The sequence below is a fragment of the Vibrio sp. T20 genome, from assembly GCF_007858795.1.
Taxonomy (GTDB): Bacteria; Pseudomonadota; Gammaproteobacteria; order Enterobacterales; family Vibrionaceae; genus Vibrio; species Vibrio satsumensis.
This window is the reverse complement of record NZ_VFEB01000183.1, coordinates 45,218-69,686: the sequence shown is the minus strand read 5'-3', so window position 1 is coordinate 69,686 and position 24,469 is coordinate 45,218. Positions and strand designations below refer to the sequence as shown.

The 24,469-nt window shown below is 45.2% G+C and carries 23 protein-coding genes and 1 tRNA gene; 17 read left to right on the top strand and 7 right to left on the bottom strand.

The features are described 5' to 3' along the window. The first annotated feature begins 3 nt into the window (after positions 1 to 3). The 4 genes from FTW16_RS20400 (at position 4) to rnd (ending at position 4,548) form a co-directional block, all read left to right on the top strand. The gene (locus FTW16_RS20400) at positions 4 to 564 is read left to right on the top strand and encodes a Slp family lipoprotein (RefSeq protein WP_146492295.1); all 561 of its coding nucleotides are present in this window, start codon (positions 4 to 6) and stop codon (positions 562 to 564) included. 47 nt (positions 565 to 611) lie between these two features. Continuing rightward, entirely contained in the window at positions 612 to 1,463 is an 852-nt protein-coding gene (locus FTW16_RS20395; protein WP_146492294.1) for an alpha/beta fold hydrolase, read from the top strand. A gap of 106 nt (positions 1,464 to 1,569) precedes the next feature. After that, the gene (fadD, locus tag FTW16_RS20390) at positions 1,570 to 3,264 is read left to right on the top strand and encodes a long-chain-fatty-acid--CoA ligase FadD (RefSeq protein WP_146492293.1); all 1,695 of its coding nucleotides are present in this window, start codon (positions 1,570 to 1,572) and stop codon (positions 3,262 to 3,264) included. Positions 3,265 to 3,423: 159 nt separating this feature from the next. Further along, the gene (rnd, locus tag FTW16_RS20385) at positions 3,424 to 4,548 is read left to right on the top strand and encodes a ribonuclease D (protein ID WP_060982231.1); all 1,125 of its coding nucleotides are present in this window, start codon (positions 3,424 to 3,426) and stop codon (positions 4,546 to 4,548) included. Between the two features lie 70 nt (positions 4,549 to 4,618). Here rnd and FTW16_RS20380 read toward each other — a convergent pair whose 3' ends face one another. From FTW16_RS20380 to minC, 4 genes are all read right to left on the bottom strand, one after another. Beyond that, positions 4,619 to 5,038: a glycine zipper domain-containing protein gene (locus FTW16_RS20380; RefSeq protein ID WP_060982232.1), complete on the bottom strand. Its 420-nt coding sequence runs from the start codon at positions 5,036 to 5,038 to the stop codon at positions 4,619 to 4,621. A 204-nt stretch (positions 5,039 to 5,242) separates the two neighbouring features. Beyond that, a complete protein-coding gene (minE, locus tag FTW16_RS20375; RefSeq protein WP_060982233.1) occupies positions 5,243 to 5,506 on the bottom strand; it encodes a cell division topological specificity factor MinE in 264 nt (87 codons plus the stop codon). 6 nt (positions 5,507 to 5,512) lie between these two features. Next, positions 5,513 to 6,325: a septum site-determining protein MinD gene (gene minD / locus FTW16_RS20370; RefSeq protein ID WP_008221225.1), complete on the bottom strand. Its 813-nt coding sequence runs from the start codon at positions 6,323 to 6,325 to the stop codon at positions 5,513 to 5,515. Positions 6,326 to 6,346: 21 nt separating this feature from the next. Then, positions 6,347 to 7,009: a septum site-determining protein MinC gene (minC, locus tag FTW16_RS20365; protein WP_146492292.1), complete on the bottom strand. Its 663-nt coding sequence runs from the start codon at positions 7,007 to 7,009 to the stop codon at positions 6,347 to 6,349. A 221-nt stretch (positions 7,010 to 7,230) separates the two neighbouring features. Here minC and FTW16_RS20360 point away from each other — a divergent pair, with 221 nt between their 5' ends. From FTW16_RS20360 to FTW16_RS20340, 5 genes are all read left to right on the top strand, one after another. After that, positions 7,231 to 7,521, top strand: a complete 291-nt coding sequence (locus FTW16_RS20360; RefSeq protein ID WP_060982235.1) for a YcgL domain-containing protein — start codon at positions 7,231 to 7,233, stop codon at positions 7,519 to 7,521. Between the two features lie 30 nt (positions 7,522 to 7,551). Then, entirely contained in the window at positions 7,552 to 8,550 is a 999-nt protein-coding gene (locus tag FTW16_RS20355) for a lytic transglycosylase domain-containing protein (protein ID WP_186728096.1), read from the top strand. Between the two features lie 171 nt (positions 8,551 to 8,721). Next, the gene (locus tag FTW16_RS20350; protein ID WP_146492305.1) at positions 8,722 to 9,642 is read left to right on the top strand and encodes a LysR family transcriptional regulator; all 921 of its coding nucleotides are present in this window, start codon (positions 8,722 to 8,724) and stop codon (positions 9,640 to 9,642) included. Between the two features lie 205 nt (positions 9,643 to 9,847). Next, positions 9,848 to 11,047 carry a NupC/NupG family nucleoside CNT transporter gene (locus FTW16_RS20345; RefSeq protein WP_146492291.1) on the top strand — a complete coding sequence of 400 codons (1,200 nt, stop codon included), beginning with the start codon at positions 9,848 to 9,850 and terminating at the stop codon, positions 11,045 to 11,047. 164 nt (positions 11,048 to 11,211) lie between these two features. Next, positions 11,212 to 13,026 (top strand): cation:proton antiporter, encoded by a 1,815-nt coding sequence (locus tag FTW16_RS20340; protein ID WP_146492290.1) that lies wholly within the window; start codon positions 11,212 to 11,214, stop codon positions 13,024 to 13,026. A 118-nt stretch (positions 13,027 to 13,144) separates the two neighbouring features. On the opposite strand, the gene folD is transcribed toward FTW16_RS20340, so the two are convergent. After that, positions 13,145 to 14,002 (bottom strand): bifunctional methylenetetrahydrofolate dehydrogenase/methenyltetrahydrofolate cyclohydrolase FolD, encoded by an 858-nt coding sequence (folD, locus tag FTW16_RS20335; RefSeq protein WP_017062367.1) that lies wholly within the window; start codon positions 14,000 to 14,002, stop codon positions 13,145 to 13,147. A 211-nt stretch (positions 14,003 to 14,213) separates the two neighbouring features. Between folD and FTW16_RS20330 the strand changes: the two genes are divergently transcribed. Together FTW16_RS20330 and aroC are read left to right on the top strand one after the other, a co-directional pair. Beyond that, a tRNA-Arg gene (locus tag FTW16_RS20330) sits at positions 14,214 to 14,290 on the top strand. A 270-nt stretch (positions 14,291 to 14,560) separates the two neighbouring features. Continuing rightward, a complete protein-coding gene (gene aroC, locus FTW16_RS20325; RefSeq protein ID WP_004734182.1) occupies positions 14,561 to 15,646 on the top strand; it encodes a chorismate synthase in 1,086 nt (361 codons plus the stop codon). Positions 15,647 to 15,777: 131 nt separating this feature from the next. Here aroC and FTW16_RS20320 read toward each other — a convergent pair whose 3' ends face one another. Next, positions 15,778 to 16,401 carry a trimeric intracellular cation channel family protein gene (locus tag FTW16_RS20320; RefSeq protein ID WP_004734183.1) on the bottom strand — a complete coding sequence of 208 codons (624 nt, stop codon included), beginning with the start codon at positions 16,399 to 16,401 and terminating at the stop codon, positions 15,778 to 15,780. A gap of 299 nt (positions 16,402 to 16,700) precedes the next feature. Here FTW16_RS20320 and FTW16_RS20315 point away from each other — a divergent pair, with 299 nt between their 5' ends. The 3 genes from FTW16_RS20315 to FTW16_RS20305 all read left to right on the top strand — a co-directional run bounded on the left by FTW16_RS20315 (position 16,701) and on the right by FTW16_RS20305 (position 18,201). Beyond that, positions 16,701 to 17,231, top strand: coding sequence for an elongation factor P hydroxylase (locus FTW16_RS20315; protein WP_146492289.1), 531 nt, complete (start codon positions 16,701 to 16,703; stop codon positions 17,229 to 17,231). A 9-nt stretch (positions 17,232 to 17,240) separates the two neighbouring features. Then, entirely contained in the window at positions 17,241 to 17,504 is a 264-nt protein-coding gene (locus tag FTW16_RS20310; RefSeq protein ID WP_017632537.1) for a YfcL family protein, read from the top strand. Positions 17,505 to 17,679: 175 nt separating this feature from the next. Then, complete coding sequence (locus FTW16_RS20305; protein ID WP_146492288.1) at positions 17,680 to 18,201, top strand: NADPH-dependent FMN reductase; 522 nt, start codon at positions 17,680 to 17,682, stop codon at positions 18,199 to 18,201. Between the two features lie 147 nt (positions 18,202 to 18,348). On the opposite strand, the gene mnmC is transcribed toward FTW16_RS20305, so the two are convergent. Further along, positions 18,349 to 20,427, bottom strand: coding sequence for a bifunctional tRNA (5-methylaminomethyl-2-thiouridine)(34)-methyltransferase MnmD/FAD-dependent 5-carboxymethylaminomethyl-2-thiouridine(34) oxidoreductase MnmC (mnmC, locus tag FTW16_RS20300; RefSeq protein ID WP_222433367.1), 2,079 nt, complete (start codon positions 20,425 to 20,427; stop codon positions 18,349 to 18,351). Between the two features lie 128 nt (positions 20,428 to 20,555). On the opposite strand from mnmC, the gene fabB reads away from it, so the two are divergent. The 3 genes from fabB (at position 20,556) to FTW16_RS20280 (ending at position 24,410) form a co-directional block, all read left to right on the top strand. Beyond that, positions 20,556 to 21,767 carry a beta-ketoacyl-ACP synthase I gene (gene fabB / locus FTW16_RS20295; protein WP_048660829.1) on the top strand — a complete coding sequence of 404 codons (1,212 nt, stop codon included), beginning with the start codon at positions 20,556 to 20,558 and terminating at the stop codon, positions 21,765 to 21,767. A 483-nt stretch (positions 21,768 to 22,250) separates the two neighbouring features. Then, the gene (locus FTW16_RS20285; RefSeq protein ID WP_146492285.1) at positions 22,251 to 23,384 is read left to right on the top strand and encodes a 4-phosphoerythronate dehydrogenase; all 1,134 of its coding nucleotides are present in this window, start codon (positions 22,251 to 22,253) and stop codon (positions 23,382 to 23,384) included. A 12-nt stretch (positions 23,385 to 23,396) separates the two neighbouring features. Further along, positions 23,397 to 24,410 (top strand): aspartate-semialdehyde dehydrogenase, encoded by a 1,014-nt coding sequence (locus FTW16_RS20280; protein ID WP_017062350.1) that lies wholly within the window; start codon positions 23,397 to 23,399, stop codon positions 24,408 to 24,410. Positions 24,411 to 24,469 lie beyond the last annotated feature (59 nt).

The window sequence follows — 24,469 nt, the reverse complement described above, 5'->3', positions numbered from 1 at the left end:
ATTATGTTTTCTCTCATGTCTAAATCTCGCTTATTTTTCCTTGTTGCCTTCTCATCGTTAGTGATGGGGTGCTCATCTTTACCTGAAGAACTCAATGCAAATTCCGAACAAGTAGTGACAGACTACCAAGAGTGGGTTAATACAGTGCCTGATGCGGGTGATGTTCGTTTAGGTGGCGTGATTGCGAAAGTGACTAACTTGGAGAACAAGACTCGCGTTGAAGTGGTTAATTTACCTATTTCTAGCAGTGGTAAGCCGGATATTGATGCAGAACCAAAGGGGCGCTTTGTCGGTTACATCGATGGCTATGTTGAACCATTGAGCTTTGCTGAAGGTCGCTTAGTCACCTTAGTTGGAGCATCAAATGGTACTGAAGATGGCACCATTGGTGATTACCCTTATACCTTTCCAGTCATGAATGTCTACAACCAGCGCTTATGGCAGATCACCGAGCGAGTGGTTATTAACGACTTTGCGCCAACCTATTATTCTTGCCGCAGTTTGCACTGTCGCAGCTTCCAAACCATGCCTAAGTCAGGGCGTGTGATTCAAGATGTGGAATAGTCGAACCTAAACCCAACACACTTAACGACAAGGGCGCTATACAATCAATGATTGAAAAGTCATATTCCCTTGCGAGCGGGACGCTTGCGACACAACAGATGGGCAATCTAGAAACGACCGCTACGACGGTCGTTTTTATTCATGGGTGGTTAGATAATTCAGCCAGTTTTAATCAGGTTATGCAGCAAGTAGCCAAGTGTTCTTCTAGCGCTCACCTTGTTGCTATCGATCTCTTCGGACATGGTTTCTCATCGCACAAATCGGGAAGTTATTACCCATTTCATGATTATATTGATGACTTGCATCAGTTGGTGACCAAATTATCGCCAAACAGACTGGTACTGGTAGGACATTCACTTGGTGCATTGATAGCAAGTTGCTATAGTGCCGCCTTTCCTGAAAAGGTGTCAGGATTAATTCAAATTGAAGGTCACGGACCTCTTTCTGAAGCTCCCCAAGAAACGGTTTCTCGCTTGAGAGATGGGGTACTCAGTCGTCTTCGACAGCGAAGAAAGCCTTCACGTCCTCTAGCAAGCCTTGAGGATGCTATTAAGCTGAGAGCTCACGCCAACCAAATTAATGCTGAATTAATCGCTCCTATTGTAGAGCGAGGTATTGTCGAGCTCGATAACTCTTGGCAATGGCGATGCGACCCTAACTTAAAATGTGACTCGTTATATCGAATGTCACAGGCGCACGCTGAAGCGATTATGGCGGCTATTGAATGCCCTCAATTAATAATTTTAGGGAATGATGGATTTCGACATTTGCAGCATAATCGCTACAAATCAGTGCATAGTCCTCTGAATATAGAGACTGTTCCTGGCGGACATCATTGTCATTTAGAGAGCCCAGAGCTAGTTTCAGAGCTAATTCTTGGTGTAGTTAACAAAATTTAAACAAGTGTTTGAGCCTTTTAGTGCTCATGCACTAAAGCTGTGCTGTAATACCGCAATGATAAAAAGCGGCGAAGCAGTCGTCAGCTGATAAACGAGGAGTAACATCGTGGATAAACCTTGGCTTTCACGTTATCCAAGTGACGTACCAGAAACGATCAACCCAGATCAGTACCCATCTCTTGTAGAAATGTTTGAACAGTCGGTACAGAAGTACGCGGATCAACCTGCATTTGAGAACATGGGCTCGATTATGACATTCCGTAAGCTTGAAGAGCGCAGCCGTGCTTTTGCCGCTTACCTACAGAATGATTTGAAACTGAAGAAGGGCGATCGCGTCGCGCTAATGATGCCAAACCTACTGCAATACCCAATTGCACTATTTGGTGTATTGCGTGCCGGTATGATTGCAGTGAACGTCAACCCACTGTACACACCTCGTGAGCTTGAACATCAACTGAACGATTCTGGTGCAAAGGCGATCGTTATCGTATCTAACTTTGCGAGCACGCTAGAGAAAGTGGTGGATAACACTCCGGTTAAACACGTTGTTCTAACTAGCCTTGGGCAAATGTTGCCACGCGCTAAAGGGACAATTGTCGACTTCGTAGTGAAATACGTAAAAGGAATGGTGCCTAAGTATGATCTACCGGGTGCTATCTCATTCAGAAAAGCGCTGCACAAAGGTCGTCGTCTTCAATATGTGAAGCCGTTCATGGCGGGTGATGACATCGCGTTCCTACAGTACACGGGTGGCACAACGGGTGTAGCGAAGGGCGCAATCCTAACGCACCGCAATATGATTGCGAACGTACTTCAAGCGAAAGGGGCGTATGGTCCTGTTCTGCAAGAAGGCCGAGAGTTGGTGGTAACAGCACTGCCACTTTATCACGTGTTTGCGCTGACAGTGAACTGCTTGCTGTTTGTGGAAATGGGTGGTCGCAACCTTCTTATCACTAATCCTCGTGATATTCCTGGTTTCATTAAAGAGCTGCAAAAGGTGCCGTTTACCGCGATTACTGGCGTAAACACTCTATTCAATGCACTTGTGAATAATGAAGATTTCCACGAGTTGGATTTCAGTAACCTACGCCTATCTGTTGGCGGTGGCATGGCGGTTCAACGCTCTGTTGCTGAGCAATGGAAAAAAGCGACAGGCATTCACTTGTTAGAAGGCTATGGCTTAACCGAGTGTTCACCACTGGTAACGGGTAACCCATACGATCTTAAAGATTACACAGGCGCTATTGGCCTACCAGTACCATCAACAGAAGTTCGTATTGTTGATGATGAAGGCAAAGTGGTTGCCAATGACCAAGTGGGCGAGCTGCAAGTTCGTGGTCCTCAAGTGATGCAAGGCTACTGGCAACGTCCAGAAGCAACCAAAGAAGTGATCGACCAAGATGGTTGGTTATCTACGGGTGACATCGTTAAGTTTGATGACGAAGGCTTGCTGCACATTGTTGACCGTAAGAAAGACATGATTCTTGTGTCTGGCTTTAATGTTTACCCGAATGAGATTGAAGATGTAGTGGCACTACACGGCAAAGTGCTCGAAGTAGCGGCTATCGGTCAACCTCATGAAGTGTCTGGTGAGCTAGTGAAGATCTACGTTGTGAAGCGCGATCCTAGTCTAACCAAAGAAGACATCATCGCGCACTGTCGTGAGCACCTAACGGGTTACAAGATCCCTAAACTAGTCGAGTTCAGAGATGATCTGCCAAAGACTAACGTAGGTAAGATCTTGCGCCGCGTCCTGCGTGAAGAGAACGATGCAGAATTGGCTAAACGCGCCAGCGAATAATTAGCCAGTTTATGGGTAACCACTACTCGATAAACCATAGCACGAGCAACCATTGAGGCGCTTAATCTCAGCGAGCGCTGAAAAATGGTGTTAGAATGCCGACAGTTAATGTCGGCATTTTTGTATCCGGCGATCAAATAGAAACCAGTGAGAGTTTTTGTGGATTATCAAATCATTACCCAATTGAAAGACCTTGAGCGAGTTTGCCAACAAGCACGTGAAGCCGATGTCGTTATGCTTGATACGGAGTTCGTTCGTACAAGAACCTATTACCCTCAATTAGGCTTGATTCAGTTATTTGATGGTGAAACGCTGTCACTGATTGACCCTATTGCTCTTGGTGAAATGACACCATTTGTTGGATTGTTGAAAGATGCTTCTGTTCTGAAAGTACTGCATGCTTGCGGTGAAGATTTGGAAGTGTTCCAGAACGCATTCGGTTGTACGCCAACTCCAATGGTCGACACACAGATCATGGCGGCTTTCTTGGGTCATGGCTTATCAACGGGCTTTGCTGCTCTGGTTTCCGAGTTTGTTGGTGTCGATCTCGATAAGAGTGAATCTCGCACTGACTGGCTAGCGCGTCCGCTTTCTCAAAAGCAATTGGACTACGCTGCGGCAGATGTGCATTACCTTATGCCAATGTACAACAAGCTTCTAGAAAAAGTGATGGAAGCTGGCTGGTGGGAAGCGGCTCAACAAGAGTCTGATTTACAAGTTGCCAAGCGCATCCGTAAAGTAAATCCAGATACTGCTTACCTTGATATTAAAGGGGCATGGCAGCTTAAACCTAAGCAGCTAGCGATCTTACGACCTCTAGCAACTTGGCGTCTAAAAGAAGCAATCAAGCGCGATTTAGCGCTGAACTTTGTCTTCAAAGAGCAAGACTTATGGGCTGTGGCGCGTTTTGCGATGAAAGATCCTAAGCATATGGAGCAAGAAGGTTTTGATTACCGCTCTGTGCGTCGCCATGGTGCCAAGATCAGCTCAATCGTTAAGTTGGCTGAACATACACCAGAAGAAGAGTACCCAGCACCAGTAGAACGTCTAATGGACTTCCCTGGTTACAAGCAACTGTTCAAAGTGTTGAAAGATGAAGTGAAAACTGCGTCACAACACAGTGGCTTAGCGACAGAATTTTTGGCATCTAAGAAGCAACTTAACCAAGTGTTAAGCTGGGTGTGGAAGCACGATCGTAACCCTGAGAAGCTGCCTGATGTTATGCAAGGTTGGCGTTTAGATGTGGTTGGCGAAAAGCTGAGTAAAGCGATAAAAGATAAGTAGAATTACTCTACTCCATGACTACATATCAAATAGGGTAAGCTCATTCTGGCTTACCCTATTTTTTCATTGATTAGCTGTCTTGGTCTGTGGTCTGCTTGTCTTGCTCTTGGGTGTCTGCCAATTGCTTTTCTAATTCGCGAATTCGGATTTCAGCTTCTAACTCCGCCACTCTTTTTTCTGCGTCGCTGCGATTGTCTTGAGACATTCCATCAGCCAGTACTTGATTATTCTCACTTTGGCGGGAGTCATCCAAGTCTTTCATTGAACCAGCTACACCACCGGTTACTCCGCCTATAGCTGCGCCTTGTGCAGCAAGCTTTGCATCGCCAGTTAGCGCGCCAAGTGTTGCTCCTACCAATGCGCCACCAACAGCACCTCTGTTTCGAGCTGCATTCTCATTTTCAGCGTCCAGTGCAGGTGAACTACATCCTGTGATAAAAAGCGCCACTGAGATGAGCATGGCTTTGAGTTTATTGTTAAGGAGTGACATAAATTAATTCCTATCTGGACTGTGAGTACAGGAAGAGAATACAAATGAAACATTGATGAGAGAAATGATTGTTGTTTATATGCCCGATAACCGAGAGTTATCAATTCAGCGAAGAGGGAGCTGTAAGCGGTAGGAAGTAAAGCTCACGGCTATTCGATAGTTGAGTAGCCGTGAATCAATAACTAGTAGTTGGTGAGGTCGGTGTTACTTGTCTTCTTCTGGAAGCTTAACATTCAGCTCTAATACTGAGATGTCATCATCTTTGTGTTCGAAGGTCAGATCAACCATTGATGGATCGACCTCGACGTACTTTGCAATACACTTCAAGATGTCTTCTTTCAGTTGTGGCAAGTATGACGGCGCTGGGTCGTCATGGCTGCGTCGCTCTGCAACAATGATCTGCAAACGCTCTTTGGCTAGGTTTGCAGTGGTCTTTTTCTGTGGTCTAAAAAACTCTAATAATGACATCGCGTATTAGCCCCCGAACAGTCGTTTGAAGATGCCTTTCTTCTGTTCCGTTAAGAAGCGGAAGTCAACTTGGCTACCCAGTAGTCGCTCTACAGTATCATTGTAAGCCATACCTGCGTCGGTTGCTTCATCAAAGATAACTGGCACACCCTTGTTTGATGCGTTGAGTACCGCTTGGCTCTCTGGAATCACACCCAGTAGAGAGATATGCAGGATTTCTTCAACGTCTTCAACACTTAGCATTTCACCTTGGTTTACGCGAGCCGGGTTGTAGCGAGTCAGTAGAAGGTGTGTTTTCACTGGCTCTAAGCCGTCTTCTGAACGACGAGATTTAGAGTCAAGAATACCTAGAATGCGGTCTGAATCGCGTACTGAAGATACTTCTGGGTTTGTGGTTACAATCGCTTCATCAGCGAAGTACAGCGCCATCAGAGCACCTTGCTCAATACCTGCAGGAGAATCACAGATGATGAAATCAAAGCCCATTTCATCCAATTCATCAAATACACGACGAACACCATCTTTTGTTAGTGCGTCTTTATCACGAGTTTGAGAAGCAGGAAGGATAAATAGGTTCTCAGTGCGCTTGTCTTTGATCATCGCTTGGTTCAGCGTCGCTTCGCCATTGATAACGTTAACGAAGTCGTACACAACGCGACGCTCACACCCCATGATTAAATCTAGGTTACGCAGACCGATATCAAAGTCGATAACTGCGGTTTTCTTCCCTTTTAAAGCCAGACCCGAGGCAATAGCTGCACTGGAGGTCGTTTTGCCTACCCCGCCTTTACCTGACGTTACAACGATAATGCGTGCCATTCTGTTTTCCTTTTATTTCTCTTATATTGCGAGGACATCAACGTGTAATACATCGTTTGCCATACTGAACATGGTTTTCTTCTGCCAGTACTCGCTTTCAATTTGATCGCTGAGCCAGTAATTTCCAGCAATGGAAACCAGCTCGGCTTGTAAATCATTACAAATTATTTTTGCTTCAGTTTGACCACTTGCACCTGCAATAGCACGGCCACGTAAAGTGCCACGAATATGGATGCTGCCATCGGCAATCACTTCTGCACCGGCACTTACATGACTAAGAATCAGCAAATCACCATCTTTGGCATAAACTTGCTGACCAGAACGAATCGGGGTTCGAACCACTTTAATCGGTGCTATCTTTGCCGGAGCTTGCGATGGCGACTTACTTGCTGTCATCACCGCAAAACCAGCTTCTTTGGCGAGATTTTGCATACGCTTATCAGAACAGCCAGCCACACCAACCGGGATCATGCCCGCTTGAGATATACCATTTTTCAGTTGCGCAAAATCGATATCGCCCGCGACTTTACTGATGTTGATAACAACAGGCGCGGCAGCGAAAAACGTAGGTGCTTGGTCTACTTTCTCTTGAAGAAAAGACACTGCATTTTCGACTTGATCATCGGATAAGTGCAAAACAGATAGCGTAAAGCTGCTACCTTTTAGATCTGGGTTACTAGACATCGAAAAACTACAGGACCTCAATAGCGGATTGGTACAATTTCTTTATCAATAAAATAAAGGGCATTGCCTGAAACTAGGTTTATCATGTTATATTCCCAAACCAAGCACAGCAAGTAATCTTGTTGTCAAATGGACGTTTTGTTCCCAATATTTCCCTAACATAAACTATTGATCTCGCAAGTGAGAGTTTTGTAGTCATAAACATTTAAAAAAGGTTTGTCATGCTGTGTTCTATATATAAAAGCTCGAAGAAAGAAGGAACATACCTTTATATCCCTAAGAAGGATGATTTTTCACAAGTTCCTGACGCATTGATGCAAATGTTTGGTAAACCTAGTTTTGTAATGGTAATTAAAATGGATGGTCGAAAACTGGCGCAAGTGAACATCGATAAAGTGAGAGAATCACTGAACACCGATGGTTTCTTTTTGCAGGTACCGCCTCCACCAGTTAACGAACTTGAGCTACACAAAGAGCGTAAAGCCCAACAAAAATCTCAAGACGAAGAGTGATAGTCACCTCAATTCAGGGAGGAGTGATCGTTGAGTAAATTTTCGAAAACCATGTTGGCTATGTCGGCATTACTACTGGGTAATAGTCTGACCATAAGCTCAGTACAAGCTGAAGAGCTGAGCTTCGAACAATATGTGGAAAAACTAAAGCAACAAGGCCGAGAAGAAGGCATTTCTGAAGCGATCATTGATCAAGCCTTTGATGGTGTGACGTTTAAGCCAAGAGCAGTCAAAGCCGACAAAAACCAGCCTGAAAAGAAACTGACTCTGGATGAATACATTCCACGAGCAGTGCCAGATTGGAAGGTGAAGCAGGCTAAGTCGCTCTATGAAAAACACTACACAGCGTTAAAGCGAATTGGTGATGAGTATGGTGTTCAACCAAGGTTTATTGTCGCGCTATGGGGCGTTGAGAGTAACTTTGGTAAGTTCACGGGCAATTACAGTGTTATTGATGCTCTAACAACCATGGCTTACGAAGGGCGTAGAGAAGCCTTTTTCCGTAGCGAAGCGATGGCGGCATTGAAGATTCTTGATCAAGGCCATATTGCGCCAAAAGAGATGAAAGGCTCTTGGGCTGGTGCGATGGGTCAACCTCAGTTTATGCCGAGCTCATTCTTAGCGTATGCCGCTGATGGTAACGGCGACGGTAAGAAAGACATTTGGGGCACAGAAGAAGACGTATTTGCTTCGGCGGCTAACTATCTCAGCCAATCAGGCTGGGAGGACAAATATACTTGGGGTCGTCAGGTACACGTTCCATCAACTGTGTCTATTGATATGCAAGGCCGAGACGAAGACAAAGCGAAATATCTAAAAGAGTGGTCTGAACTCGGTATTAAGCGTTATGACGACCGCCCACTACCAAAGCTTGATGAAGACATCCAAGCGTGGTTGATAATGCCGGATGATGAAACCGGACGTTCGTACCTCATTTACAACAACTACAATGTGTTAATGAAGTGGAATCGTTCTTACTACTTTGCTTTGGCAGTAAGCCATCTAGCCGACAGAATTAAGTTTGATTAATCGGCCTGATTTGATTAGTAGACTTAATTTGGTTAATTGATTTAGGTCGCTTTGAATAGCATTTGGCCTACCATAGGCAAAACGAACTAAAGGACTCTTCGGAGTCCTTTTTGATTTTATATTTCAGAGACTTAAGAAGGTGGTCTTGTGCTAACAGATAGAGCTGCACAGATGGTGATATTCCATGCGTTGATCAAACACGAAGGTTTTACCAGTGCTGCAAAAAGCTTGAACGTTTCGGTGTCCCACATCAGTAAGCAGGTTGCTTTGCTTGAAGACTCCATTGGCATCAAGCTAGTACAACGAACCACACGTAGCCTAACGCTAACCGAAGCAGGAGACGTGTTCTACCAACACTGTGAGCAGCTGTTCAATACAGTAAAAGCGGCTCAAATGGATATGGACAGCCAACGTGATGATATCTCTGGAATCTTGCGCGTTGGATTGTCACAGTCATTTGGCACACTGCATATCATTCCAGCGATTGATCAACTCAGACAGCTTTATCCTCAGTTGAGAATCGAGGTCCACTTGTTCGACTATAAGGTGGACATGATTGAAGAACGCTTGGATCTTTGGATCACCAATAATGAAGACTTACCTGAAGGTTACATTGCACAGCGATTAGCAGACAGCCAGTTTGTGGTGGCAGCATCGCCCGACTACCTGATTAAAGCGGGTACTCCTCATGTGCCTTCCGATCTAATTGACCATAACTGTCTTATTTATCGCAGCCGTGAACGAGACTACACATCGTGGGCGTTTGATAACGGGCAAGAAAACCTCAGTGTCAAAGTAGCGGGCGATTACTCGGTCGATTTGGCTGAGGCAGTACGAGACGCGGCAGTATCAGGATGGGGCGTTGCTTATCTGGCGACTTACTTGGTGAAAGAAGAGTTTAGAACGGGCAAGTTGATTCAAGTATTGCCAGAGTGGCGAGCCAGTCAGCTGATGCCATTTTATGCCGTTTACCCGAGCCGAAAGAACATGCCGAAGAAGCTTTCAGCAGTGATTGAGTTCATTAAAAACCATATCGGGTCTCCGACGTATTGGGATGAAAACCTCAAAACCTGCGTTGAGCTGGACCGTTAACTGTTTCCTAATCTACAAATATAATTTCCATATGGAAAAAGTATACTTTTCGAGCAAGTTAAATCATTAAAATTCAATGCTTTAATATAATCATAGATGAGACAGTGATAATCCCAACATCACATTAACAACCGCACCTTGCCGCAAACGATTTCCTCTATACAATGCGTCGCCTTTCCTATCTACAACTTTTAGGTTGACGCACATGGCTTCCCTACTTGGAATTATCACTATTTTAGTTGCCGCTTGGTTACTATCTACGGACAGAAAAAATATTCCACTAAGAACAGTCTCTTTGGCTTTCTTATTACAAATCTCATTCGCGCTATTGGTTCTGTATGTACCAATGGGTAAAGAAGCGTTGAATGCAGCCACGGGTGCGGTATCTAGCTTGATTAACTACGGTCAAGAGGGGATTAACTTCCTATTTGGTGGCCTAACGAATAACGGATTTGTTTTCGCGATTAATGTTCTTGGCATCATTATCTTTTTCTCTGCACTGATCTCTGGTTTGTACCACATTGGCTTTATGCCAAAGGTGATCAACCTTATTGGTGGTGCGCTACAGAAATTCTTGGGTACAGGCCGCGCGGAATCACTGTCTGCGACTGCAAACATCTTTGTGGGCATGATTGAAGCGCCATTGGTTGTTAAACCTTACCTAAAGCACATGACGGATTCACAACTGTTTGCTGTAATGGTGTGTGGTTTGGCTTCTGTAGCTGGTGGCACGCTAGTGGGTTATGCCTCGCTTGGCGTTGACCTAAACTTCCTGATCGCTGCGGCATTCATGTCTGCTCCTGCTGGTCTATTGATGGCCAAGATTTTAGTACCAGGTAATGCAGATGAGGCTCAAGAAAATATTGAGTCTGACGTTGAAATTCCACGAGCAACAAACGTAGTTGAGGCAATGGCAGATGGGGCTATGTCTGGACTGCGTATTGCCGTTGCAGTGGGTGCGACACTTCTGGCCTTTATCAGTGTGATTGCAATGCTGAATGGCTTGCTAGGTATCGTTGGCGGCTGGTTTGGCGTAAACCTAAGCTTCGAACTTATCCTAGGTTATGTGTTTGCACCCGTTGCATGGCTGATCGGTGTGCCATGGTCTGAGGCTGTGGTTGCAGGCTCGCTGATCGGTAACAAGATTATCGTGAACGAGTTCGTGGCTTTCATCCAACTGATGGACGCTAAAGAGGCACTAAGTGAGCACTCACAAGCGATCGTAACTTTCGCTCTATGTGGCTTTGCTAACATCTCTACCATGGCGATTCTGATTGGTGGTTTGGGCAGCTTAGTTCCAGAGCGTCGCTCTTTCATCTCACAATATGGCTTCAAAGCAATTTGTGCAGGTGTGTTTGCTAACTTAATGAGTGCCGCTATTGCTGGCGTTGTACTTTCTCTATAGCTAACTGATCATGACTTTACTCCCCCTATAGTAAAGTAACTGATTAATCACAATAATATTCGGTTAGCGTGAAAAAGAGAGCCTATAGTGTAAGAACGTAGGCTTTCTTATTTCATTGAATAGTTTGTACCACAGGGTGTGGTGCAAACCTTTTAGGGGCACAAATGGACTTGTCGATTACTTCTTCTTTGGCGTTAATTGGACTCTTGTCTTTAGCTTGTCAGCTGCTCGGTTGGCGTTTACGTCTTCCCGCTATTCTTCCTCTCCTTATCGTTGGCTTGTTGTTAGGCCCTGGCCTGAATATTCTAAATCCCGATGCCATTTTCGGTGATGTGCTGTTTCCTATGATTTCGTTAGGTGTTGCCATCATCCTGTTTGAAGGGGCGTTGACCCTAAATTTCAAAGAAATCAGAGGCCATGGCCGGATGGTGACTCACCTCGTGAGTTTCGGCATGTTGATTACATGGGCGTGTATCGTGGTGGGGGCATACTACTTTGTGGACTTCAGTTGGCCGTTAGCCGCACTGTTTGGTGCATTAGTCGTGGTAACTGGCCCTACTGTAATCGTGCCCATGCTACGCAGTATTCAGCCTAAATCCTCCTTAGGCAGTATCTTGCGATGGGAGGGAATCGTTATCGACCCGATAGGCGCTCTGTTTGCGGTTCTGGTTTACGAATACATTGTCTCTTCAGCCGACCCTACAGGACATGTACTTTCAGCTCTGGGATTAACCTTAGCCATTGGTTTAGGCTTAGGGATCATCGGTGGCCATTTGATTGCCAAGATGCTGCAAGGGCATTGGGTTCCGCACTATTTGCGTAATGTGGCCGTGCTGACGTTAATGTTGGCGGCGTTCTCGTTTTCCAATGATCTGAGTGAAGAGTCCGGTTTATTAACCGTGACCATCATGGGGATCTGGCTTGCCAACGTGAAGGGCTTGGATATCGAAGACATCATCGAATTTAAAGAAACCCTAACCGTGTTGCTTATTTCTGCGTTGTTTATTCTGTTAGCGAGCAGGCTCGATTCAGGTACTTTTCTCTCGATAGGTTGGGGTGGTGTTGGCCTATTAGCGGTAGTGATGCTGGTGGCGCGTCCTTTAAGTGTATGGATCAGCGGGATCGGCACGGATCTTACTTCGGCGGATAAATGGTTTTTGAGCTGGATGGCACCGCGCGGGATCGTTGCAGCCGCGGTTTCTTCTCTGTTTGCAATCAAGCTTCAAGAGAAGCAATTAATCGAAGGCGCGGATTTACTGGTGCCAATGGTGTTCTTGGTCATCATTGGTACGGTTGTGATTCAAAGCCTTACCGCGAGTTGGTGGGCGAGAAGGCTAGGTGTGACTCAAGAGAAGGCACAAGGCGTTATCTTCTTTGGCGCGACTCAGTTTTCACGCCAGTTTGCCAAAGTGCTAGCGACACATAATATCAACAGTGTGCTTGCCGATACCAACTGGGAGAGCATTCGTTTAGCTCGCATGGAAAACTTGAATGTTTATTTTGGTAATCCAGCCTCAAGCCACGCGGAAAATAATCTGGAATTGGATGGAATAGGGCGTGCCATGATCGTGTCGCCTTATCGTCAAACCAACCCGTTAGTTAGCATGCACTATCAAGACGAGTTTGGTGAGAATAAGGTGTTTGAACTTGAGTCATCAGAGAATAAACATGAAAGGCATCAGGTGAGCCGCGATGGTAACAGAAGCTTGTTTTCTGAAGGGATTACCTATTCCAAGCTTAACTCGCTGATGGCTCAGGGTAGCCAAATTAAGAGTACAGGTTTGACTGAGGCATTTGATTTAAAAGAGTTTAACGCTCTGTACCCTAAAGCCATTCCTCTTGGGATTATTATTAGCGGTGATTTCCGTTTAATTACACAAGGGTCTGAGTTGGAAAAACTCATATCAACGGAGTGTGAGCTAATTAGTTTATTACCGCCTTCTGAACAGACGGAAAAAGTTGAGACTCCAGATAAGTAGCAACGAGCACTGCATCAAAAGCGAGCCGGGCTGTTTCAAAGCGAATCTCTAAGTATCAAAAAAGCCGCAACCTTTTCACGCTGCGGCTTTCTAATTTTATTTATACTGCGCTTAAAGATTACTTCGAGTGAAATTGCTCACAAGCGATCATCGTGTTTTCGATTAGGCTTGCCACTGTCATTGGGCCAACACCGCCCGGTACAGGAGTGATGAAGCTTGCGCTTTCTTTCGCGACATCGTATTCAACGTCACCCACTAGCTTGCCAGATTCTAAACGGTTGATGCCAACATCAACCACAACAGCCCCTTTCTTAATCCAAGCACCAGGAATGAAGTTAGGCTTACCCACGGCAACCACAACAACGTCTGCTTGACGCACGTGGCCTTCAAGGTCTTTGGTGAAACGGTGACATGTCGTCGTTGTACAACCCGCTAGAAGAAGTTCTAGGGTCATTGGGCGACCTACGATGTTTGAAGCGCCAACCACAACCGCGTGCTTACCACGTAAGTCGATGTTGTAACGGTCAAGCAGCGTGATGATACCTTTTGGCGTGCAAGAGCGAAGCTTAGGCATACGCTGAGCCAAACGGCCGACATTGTATGGGTGGAAGCCATCAACGTCTTTCTCTGGCGTGATACGCTCAAGAACGTGAGTGCTATCAATGCCTGCTGGTAGAGGCAGTTGAACAAGAATACCGTCGATCTCTGGATCGTCGTTCAGTTGGTCTACCAGTGTTAACAATTCGTCTTCTGTCGCAGTGGCTGGCAAGTCGTAAGATTTAGATACGAAGCCAACTTCTTCACACGCTTTACGCTTACTTCCAACGTAAACTTGAGAAGCAGGGTCTTCACCCACTAAAACAACCGCTAGGCCCGGAGCGCGTAATCCAGCTTCAGTACGAGCTTTTACACGTGCAGCAACTTCAGAGCGAACCGTTTGAGAAATTAGCTTTCCATCAATATTTTGAGCAGTCATGAATTTCCTTAGTATTGATATTCAAGTTAGTGGCTGATGTTTTTGGCGCATTATTCCAGAAAATCTTTTTGATTACCATTAAGCAAACGTTTGCTTTGTTCTATTTTCCAACACTTATATGTTTGTTGCCCTTTTTTTACTCACTTAGATCAGAATGTTACATAAAGCCGTTGCTTTACTGATTCGAATTCGTATAATTCGTTCCTGTAGCGCGCCCTTAGCTCAGCTGGATAGAGCACCTCCCTTCTAAGGAGGTGGTCGAAGGTTCGAATCCTTCAGGGCGTGCCATTATTTAAAGGAACCCGATAACTCTCCGAGTTGTCGGGTTTTTTGCTTTCCTAACATAATAAAAATACTCTTCTTAAAGCGCCACTCATTTTCCTACGTTATTCATTTCATTCGGCTCATGTAATAGAAAGTTAAAATTGTTCGTTTTTTGGGGTTTACATCATTTGGTAATAAAGCCACTATGAATTCACGAAGAATAGACAAGTAAAGCTATTAGCCAGTCGGTTTAGGAATCAAACCTTCTGCTCAATAGCTGATTTAGAGGAAGTAATGGCAGGAAACAGTATCGGACAACATTTCCGCGTGACCACGTTCGGAGAAAGTCACGGTATCGCACTAGGATGTATCGTAGATGGGTGCCCACCAGGATTAGAAATTACCGAAGCAGACCTTCAGAGAGATTTGGATCGTCGTCGCCCTGGTACTTCTCGTTATACAACGGCTCGCCGTGAAGCGGATGAAGTGAAAATCTTATCAGGTGTATTTGAAGGCCAAACTACGGGCACTTCTATTGGTCTATTGATTGAAAATACAGACCAACGCTCTAAAGACTATTCCGAAATTAAAGACAAGTTCCGCCCTGGACACGCTGACTATACGTACCATCAAAAGTACGGTGTGCGTGATTACCGTGGTGGTGGTCGTTCTTCAGCTCGTGAAACTGCAATGCGTGTAGCGGCAGGTGCAATTGCGAAGAAATACCTAAAACAAGAATTTGGTGTTGAAATCCAAGCTTACCTTTCTCAAATGGGTGATATCTCAATTGATAAAGTGGATTGGAACGAGATTGAAAACAACGCTTTCTTCTGTCCAGATGCCGACAAAGTACCTGAATTCGACCAACTGATTCGTGACTTGCTAAAAGAAGGCAACTCTATCGGTGCGAAGATTCAAGTGGTTGCGACTAAAGTGCCTGTAGGCCTTGGTGAGCCAATCTTTGATCGTTTAGATGCAGACATCGCGCACGCTCTAATGAGCATCAATGCGGTGAAAGGTGTTGAGATTGGTGATGGCTTTGATGTGGTTAATCAACGCGGTAGTGAACACCGTGACCCATTAACTCCAGAAGGTTTCAGCAGCAACCACGCTGGCGGTATCTTAGGCGGTATTTCTACAGGCCAAGATATTGTGGCAAGTATCGCGCTTAAGCCAACATCAAGCATTACCGTTCCGGGTGACACGATCACTAAAGACGGTGAAGCAACGCAGCTAATCACGAAAGGTCGTCACGATCCATGTGTTGGTATTCGTGCGGTGCCAATTGCAGAAGCGATGCTGGCGATTGTATTGCTTGATCACTTGCTACGTCACCGTGGTCAAAACTTTGGTGTGACAACTGAAACGCCAAAAATCTAATTCTGTGTATCTTTATTTAGTACGTATATGTTCTTCAATACTGAAGTTATAGATACTAAAAGGGGCTGTCTCGTTATGAGACAGCCCCTTTTTATAGTTAGTGCATTACGTGTTTTCGTAAGAGTAAGCGCTTAGTGTACCGAGCTTTCAGGATCAAGCTGGAACGAAGGTAAACGCCACTTGAATCGCACGGCCGCCATGCGCAGCAAGTAACCAACCACAAGCGTAACAATCGTCGCGGTTACGTCGTTAATGCCAAGTTCAAGCAAACCTAGGTATAAACCTGAGGCGACCAGTGCGACAGACGCATACAGCTCTTCATGCAATACCAATGGTGTTTGACGACAGATAAGGTCGCGCAGCAAACCACCAAAGACCCCGGTGACTAGCGCAGACACCATGCAGATCATTGGGTGTAGACCCATGGTCATCGCGACTTTAGTACCAATGATACTGAACACGATAAGCCCTAGAGCATCTAAACGAATGAATAAGCCTTTTAGCTTGATTACCCACTTAGCCAGCCCCGTTGTAATAACACCCGCGATACAGGTGATTGCCAGATACTGCGGGTTTTCAACCCAACCTAAAGGGTAATGGCCGAGTAAGATATCGCGTACTGTGCCACCGCCAATTGCCGTTGCACTCGCAACCAACATTACACCAAACCAATCCATTTTTTGTTTGCCAGCACTGAGAGCGCCGGTCATGGCTTCTGCCGTGATGCCAATGATATACAAAACACTTAGTAGCATTGCTGTAGCTCTATAATATAGGTCTATAAATTGGAGTCTTATAGGCCTTAGGGATATAAAAATGAAGCGCGAGTGTAGTAGTAAAAACACTGATTGACGAATGAATATTTGTACCGTGAATCGGCATTTCAGATTAGCTAAACTAATCATTCACCTCAAAGTAGTGTAATCTGGGATCAGCAATCGATTGTCACGGTAAAATATTGGGGTCAACCTAATGCCATTGCCCGTTATAGGGCTTTACCGAACGCTTAAAAAAACGCAAAATGCCCCAGTTCTTTTTACTTAAATTTGATTTTATGACGCACCAATACTCAGACATCATCGATATTTTCAATCAAACCTTTTTCGAGAGCTACAATACCAAGATCGAACTGGGTGCAGACGAGCCTATTTACCTGCCAGCCGATGAACAGGTTTCTCACCACCGTATCGTATTTGCTCGCGGTTTTTATGCGTCTGCACTTCACGAAATCGCACACTGGTGTGTCGCTGGCCCAGAACGTCGTTTGTTGGAAGATTTTGGCTATTGGTATGAGCCTGATGGTCGAACAGAAGCGGTTCAAGCTGAGTTTGAAAAAGTAGAAATTCGCCCACAAGCGTATGAATGGATCATTGCGATGAGTGCGGGCTTTCCTTTTAATGTCAGCTGTGACAATCTACACGGCGATTTTGAGCCAGATCGTTTGGCCTTTATGAATAAAGTACACAGCGAAGTCATGGGTATCTTTGAAGCTGGTCTTCCGCCTCGCGTGAAAATGCTCTCTGAAGCATTACGCAGCTTCTACGATGTAGAACCTTTATGCACTAGCCAATTTATTGTGAAATAAGAGAATATTATGATTATCGAATTTGAAGAAAAACTACTTGAAGTAATTGATGCTCGCATTGAAAACGCATCAGACGATGAACTGTTTGCTGGTGGTTACTTACGTGGTCATATTTCTCTTTCTGTGGCTTCATGTGAAGAAGAAGGCATTGAAGATGTGGCTGAAGTAAAAGCTCGCATTGAAAAGAGCCTAGACGACGCTCGCTCTGAACTCACGCCTGCAGACCGTACCATCGTGAATGACCTTTGGGTTGAACTGCAAAACCAAGCTTAATCGCTGGTTGTTTATCATTATCCGCTCAGTCCCTTCCTTTTCATTTTGCTGAGCCGTGAATAGTTTGAGACTCATTCGAAATTTTTGAATGAGTCCGTTCAATCCTTGTGATGGTTCCATTCTCTGACTACGTTATTCTAATCCCACTTAACGGAATTACAGAAAAGGTCACATCATGAAAGTTATCGCATTTGGCGCAAGCACAAGCTCTACCTCTATCAACAAAACTCTAGCAACTTACGCAGCTAACTTGATTGAAGGTGCTGAAGTTAAAGTTCTAAACATCAACGATTACAACGTTCCTATGTTCAGTGAAGACACTGAAAAAGAGATCGGCCAAGCAGAAGGTGCGCAAGCATTCTTGCGTGATCTAGCCGAAGCGGATGCGTTTGTTATCTCTTTTGCTGAGCACAACGGCCACTACCCAGCCGCGTACAAAAACCTATTTGATTGGGCGACACGCATTGATCGCTCTGTGTTTGGCGAGAAGCCTGCGGTTTACCTAGCGACTTCACCTGGGCCAGGCGGCGCACAAACTGTACTAGGCGCAGCAACAGGTTCAGCACCATACTTTGGCGGTAACGTAAAAGCGTCAGTTTCAGTTCCAAGTTTCTACGATAACTTTGATTTTGAGTCTGGCTCTATCAGCAACGAAGAGATTGCTCAGCAGATCAAAGACGCGGTTGCTAAGCTGTAAACACCGAGCAGTTTAAAAAATCGTTTTAAAACAACACGATTAACAAAAAGCCCGAGGGACATAACGTCGCTCGGGCTTTTTAGCTTTTAGTTTCAGGTATTTCCAATATTCAGATGTTTTAGATGTTCAGAATAGTTGAACTAGAAACTACTGGTTTGTTTTTGAATGCTTGTCAGCAACCCATCCAGCCGTTAGTGCCTTGCCTTTACGCAGTCTACGCACCCACATTCTGCTTGGGTGGATGGCTTCTAGTACATCGACAGGTAAAGGCAGTGGATCGCCACAAATTTGTGACGCTAAAACCTCTGCCAGTAATGGAGCTGAGCTTAGCCCTCGCGAACCTAAACCGATAAAACAGTATAGGTTAGGGAAGCTTGTTACCGTTTCAACATCCTCAACCGAGTCACGCTGAGGGTTGAAGTTGTGCAGGTCTTGGTATTGCTCTTTGATTGATTCGAAATTGCCGACATTGCCGACAAAGGGTAAGTGGTCACGGCTTACGCTTCGAATCCCTTGGCGCGCTAGGTTGTCACTGGTGTCGACATCTTTTGTCCATGCTTGGTCTGGTAGCGACCCATGCAGGCGCTCGCCATTGTGCTGCTGAACCTCAATATCAAATTCTTGGTCGATATTGGTCTTGTCGTAGTTCGCACCAATACAGTGGTGTCCATTGTTTGGGTTTTGTGGCGTTAAGTAGCCATCAAAGCACAACACGGTTTTTAGCTGGCTGAGATTTTCCGTGGTCGGAATATGGCTTACTTGGCCTTTAACCGGAGTCAGTGGAACTGGCTGAGTTTGTTCAAACTGAGTGAACTTGTGTCCGTTCGCGACAACTACTTGGTCGTGCTTGGTTTGAATCTCACCTTGTGGTGCTTCAATCGTCAACAACCATTGTTGTTCAGCTTCGAGCCACTCAAGTTGAGTCACTTGATGTTGATATTGTGCGCTCACTTGGTTGCTCTCTTCTAACTTGCCAATCAAACCTTGAGTAAGTTGAAGAGGGCTCAACCAGCCACCCAGTGGAAAGTAAACACTCTCTTTATCGACCGGTAAGCCAATCTCTTCGTTGGCTTGGTCTGGCGTTAAACGCTGAATCAGGTCTGTGTGAAAGTTGCCTTCCAACATGCGGTTGAGCTTTTTAGTGGAGCCTTCGTCCCACATCAAAATGTTTACGCCGCACCAGCTGTGATCAAATTGGACAGACTGCGCCGCTTGATTAATAAATTGACGAGCAAACAGTAACCCTGGGCCAAATATGCGAGACACGTTCGAGGTTGCTTCACTTAACAACGGGTAAATCGCACCTTGGTTGTTACCTGAGGCATTGCCCGCAGCTTGTGGGTGTTCACAATAAAGGGTGATGTTTTTACCACGACGGCTTAGTGTTTTGGCTAATGCAGCACTGGCTACGCCACCACCAATAATCGCAATGTCCTGTGATTCTCTGTGTTGAGCGAGGCCATACCAAGGTTTGATGTTGGTGTGAACATGCTTCTCGCCAAGTCGACCGGCAATCATTTCGCGCTTAGTACCAAATCCTTTAACCTTCTTCATCTCAAAGCCAGCTTCAATTAAACCGCGACGCACAAAGCCAGCGGCGGTGAAAGTGGCGCAACTACAATCTTGTTTAGCCAGCTTGGCCATGCCGTTGAATAGGTTTTGATTCCACATCTCTGGGTTCTTGCTTGGAGCAAAACCGTCTAAGAACCAAGCATCAACTAAACCTTCACGTGGGGTAGGCACATTTGGCATACAATCTTTAATATCACCAAACCATAAATCAAGCGTGATCGCGCCATCACCCAGCACAATACGGTGACATTCAGGTAGGGCTATAGGGTAGTGTTCTTGGAGTTGCGTCGCATACTCTGCCAATTCTGGCCATGATTGATGTGCTTTGATGAGATCCTCTTTATTTAAAGGATATTTTTCAAAACTGATGAAATGTAACTCTTTGGTCATCGCTTGTGGGTTATCTTTAATAAAAGCATCGAACCATTGCCAAACTGCAAGAAAGTTCAAACCTGTGCCAAAGCCGGTTTCGGCAATCACAAAACGGCGTTGTTTATGTTCAAGCCAACGCTCTGGAAGGTGGTTTTGCTTTAAAAAAACGTAGCGAGTTTCTTCTAAACCGTTAACATTAGAGAAGTAAACGTCGTCAAATTGGTCTGAAACTGGTGTACCAGACTCATTCCATTCCAGCTCTGCATTAGTAATTGAAGTCATAAAATCTATCATTTTGTGATTTGAAGCGATATGTTGGTAGGGATTGTACGAATTTCTAGGAAAGCTGACCACTTTTGTTAGGCTTCTTAGTTATCATCTAGCTGAATTTAGAATTATAGGAATGTCACATGAAACGAGTCGTAATCACCGGTATGGGTATTGTTTCAAGTATCGGTAACAACGTCGAAGAAGTTTTAGCATCACTGAAAGAGGGTAAATCTGGTATTACCGCTTCAGAGCAGTTCAAGGAAAATGGCTTGCGCTCTCAAGTTTGGGGTAACCTAAAAATGAACCCTGCTGACCATATTGATCGCAAAAAGATGCGCTTTATGGGTGATGCAGCGGCATTCGCTTATCTTTCAATGGAGCAAGCAATTGCTGATTCTGGTTTAACTGAAGATCAAGTATCTAATGACCGCACGGGTATCGTTGCGGGTTCTGGTGGTGCTTCATCTCTAAACCAAGTAAACGCGGTAGACATCATTCGTGAGAAAGGCGTGAAGCGCGTTGGTCCATATATGGTGCCACGTACAATGGCTTCTACTGTTTCTGCTTGTCTAGCAACTCCTTTCAAAATCCGTGGTGTGAACTACTCTATGAGCTCTGCATGTGCGACATCTGCACACTGTATTGGTCACGCAATGGAGCTTATCCAACTTGGTAAGCAAGACGTTGTATTCGCTGGTGGCGGTGAAGAACTGGATTGGTCTCTGACTATGATGTTCGACGCAATGGGCGCACTTTCTACTAAGTACAACGACACACCAGAACTGGCTTCTCGTACCTACGATGCAGACCGTGATGGTTTCGTTATCTCTGGTGGCGGCGGCATGCTAGTTATCGAAGAGCTTGAGCACGCTGTTGCTCGTGGCGCGAAAATTTACGGCGAGATCGTAGGTTACGGAGCAACTTCAGATGGCTACGACATGGTTGCTCCTTCTGGTGAAGGTGCGGTTCGTTGTATGAAGATGGCAATGCAAAACGTCGATGGCGTTGACTACGTGAACACTCACGGTACTTCAACTCCAGTTGGCGACGTGAAAGAGCTAGGTGCTATCCAAGAAGTATTTGGTGGCAACAGCCCAGCAATTTCCGCAACGAAAGCGATGACAGGTCACGCTCTAGGTGCTGCTGGTGTACACGAAGCAATTTACTCAACGCTAATGCTAGACAATGGCTTTATTGCTCCAAGCATTAACGTTTCTAACCTAGACGAAGCTGCTGCTGGCCTAGACATCGTAACTGAAGCTCGTGAGCAAGAGCTAACAACGGTTATGTCTAACAGCTTTGGTTTTGGCGGTACGAACGCAACGCTAGTAATCAAAAAATACCAAGCTTAACTTAGGCTTGAGTTAGAGAGACAAGGTTAATCGTTAAAGGGTTGCGCTAGTGCCAATTCAACACGCACAGGTCACCCAGTAATAATGACCATCAGAACAAAGTTTTTAGACGTAGGTTTGTAAACGTGTTTTTTAAACATAGTTTTTAAATCTGGTTTTAGAAATTGAAAGGTTTCCAGAGCTTGACCAGTGCTGACCTTGGTTAGTACTGGTTGAACAGACGCAAGACTCTGTCTCCTGGAGAGCGAGATAGGATCCTTTTGTTCTGGATGTTTGCCCGATTGTTTATTCAATCGGGCATTTTTCGTTTTAGCCTTTTGATTTTTTTGCGTGGACTCTTATGTCTGTTGTTTGCGCAGACTCGGCGATTCAGCCCTTTATTCATAATGTATTCCATTTGCTACTCGACACCGTGTGTGGAATTTTGCACAATCATTTCAATTCACATTTAGGTCGATAGACCCCAACAAAAGTACTCGCCAAATGAAAATCTTAATCGATGAAAATATGCCTTATGCTGAAGCGCTTTTTAGCCAGCTAGGTGAAGTGACAATGAAGTCCGGTCGAACGCTAACCGCTGACGATCTTGTTGACGTAGATGCTCTGATGATTCGCTCGGTGACTAAGGTCAATGAAGCGCTGATCAGCAAAGCCAATAAGCTGAAGTTTGTCGGTACTGCGACGGCTGGTATGGACCATGTTGACCAAAAATTGATGAAAGAGCGTGGCATTTTCTTTACTGCGGCGCCTGGCTGTAACAAGGTGGGTGTTGCTGAGTACGCGTTCAGTGCGATGATGGTGCTTGCGCAGCAACAAGGCTTCTCTGTTTTTGATAAAACGGTTGGTATTATCGGCTGTGGTCAAGTGGGCAGTTACTTAGCTAAGTGCCTAGAAGGCATTGGTATTAAAGTTCTGCTGAACGATCCTCTAAAACAGCAAGAGGGTGATACTCGCGAATTTACTGAGCTAGAGACTCTGCTTGAGCAATCAGACGTTATTACATTGCATACACCCATCACCAAGACAGGTGAGTTTCCAACGCATCACTTGATCAATGAGCAAGTGCTGAACAACTTACGTGCTGATCAAATCCTGATTAATGCAGCTCGCGGTCCTGTGGTTGATAACCAAGCGCTAAAAGCTCGCCTGCAAAAAGCCGACGGTTTCACTGCGGTTCTGGATGTGTTTGAATTTGAACCTGAAGTCGACTTCGAGCTTCTTCCGTTACTCGCTTTTGCAACTCCTCACGTAGCGGGCTACGGTTTAGAGGGTAAAGCGCGTGGTACGACGATGATCTTCAACAGTTATTGTGAGTTTTTAGGTACTGAACAGCGTGCGTATGCAAGTGACTTATTGCCGACAGCGCCTGTACCTCAAATGAAATTAGATAGAGCTTGGGATGAAGCAACACTGCACAATTTGACTCAGTTGATCTATGATGTGCGCAAAGACGACGCCTTATTCCGTCGCAATATCGCTACGCCGGGTTCTTTTGACAAGATGCGTAAAGAATATTGGGACCGTAGAGAGTACAGTGCAGTCGAGTTAACGGGCGACGAATCTTGTAATTTGACGCCGTTATCTAAACTCGGTTTTATGGTAAAGCCAACTTTATAAAAGAGAGAAACAATGAGCCAAGAATTTAATATTGCTATTTTAGGTGCGACTGGTGCGGTTGGTGAAACCATTCTTGAAGTACTTAAAGAGCGTAAATTCCCTGTCGGTGAAATGCACTTACTAGCAAGTGAACGTAGTGAAGGCAAAACTTCCCGTTTTAACGGCAAAACAATACAAGTACAAAACGTAGAAGACTTCGATTGGTCTCAAGTACATATTGCGTTTTTCTCTGCAGGTAGCGAGCTTTCGGAGCGCTGGGCTCCAATTGCAGCTGATGAAGGTGTTGTTGTTATCGATAATACATCACGTTTCCGTTACGAATACGATGTTCCTCTGGTTGTGCCTGAGGTGAACCCTGAAGCAATTGCTGAGTTCCGTAACCGTAACATCATCGCGAACCCTAACTGCTCGACTATCCAAATGGTAGTCGCTCTGAAACCAATTCACGATGAAGTGGGCCTTGAGCGTATTAACGTTTCAACTTACCAATCTGTGTCTGGTGCAGGTAAGCCTGGTATCGATGAGCTAGCGGGTCAAACGGCTAAGCTTCTTAATGGTATGCCAGCTGAAAATTCAGCGTTCTCACAGCAGATCGCGTTTAACTGTATTCCTCAAATCGATGAATTTACAGAGAACGGCTACACGCGTGAAGAGATGAAGATGGTTTGGGAAACTCAAAAAATCTTTGCTGACTCTTCAATCACAGTGAACCCGACTTGTGTTCGCGTACCAGTATTCTATGGTCACGCAGAATCTCTGCACATTGAAACTCGCGCGCCAATCGGTGCAGAACAAGTGGTTCAGCTTCTAGAGAACACAGAAGGTGTTGAAGTATTCCAAGCGCTAGACTTCCCAACTCAAGTTCGTGATGCAGGTGGTAAAGACCACGTAATGGTTGGTCGTATTCGTAACGACATCAGCCATCACAGCGGCGTGAACATGTGGGTTGTAGCTGATAACGTTCGTAAAGGCGCAGCAACAAACGCAGTTCAAATCGCTGAAGTTCTGATTCGCGATTACTTCTAAGCTTTATTGCTTTGATAAACAAGCCTCACTCTTTAGTGGGGCTTTTTTAATCGATTAAA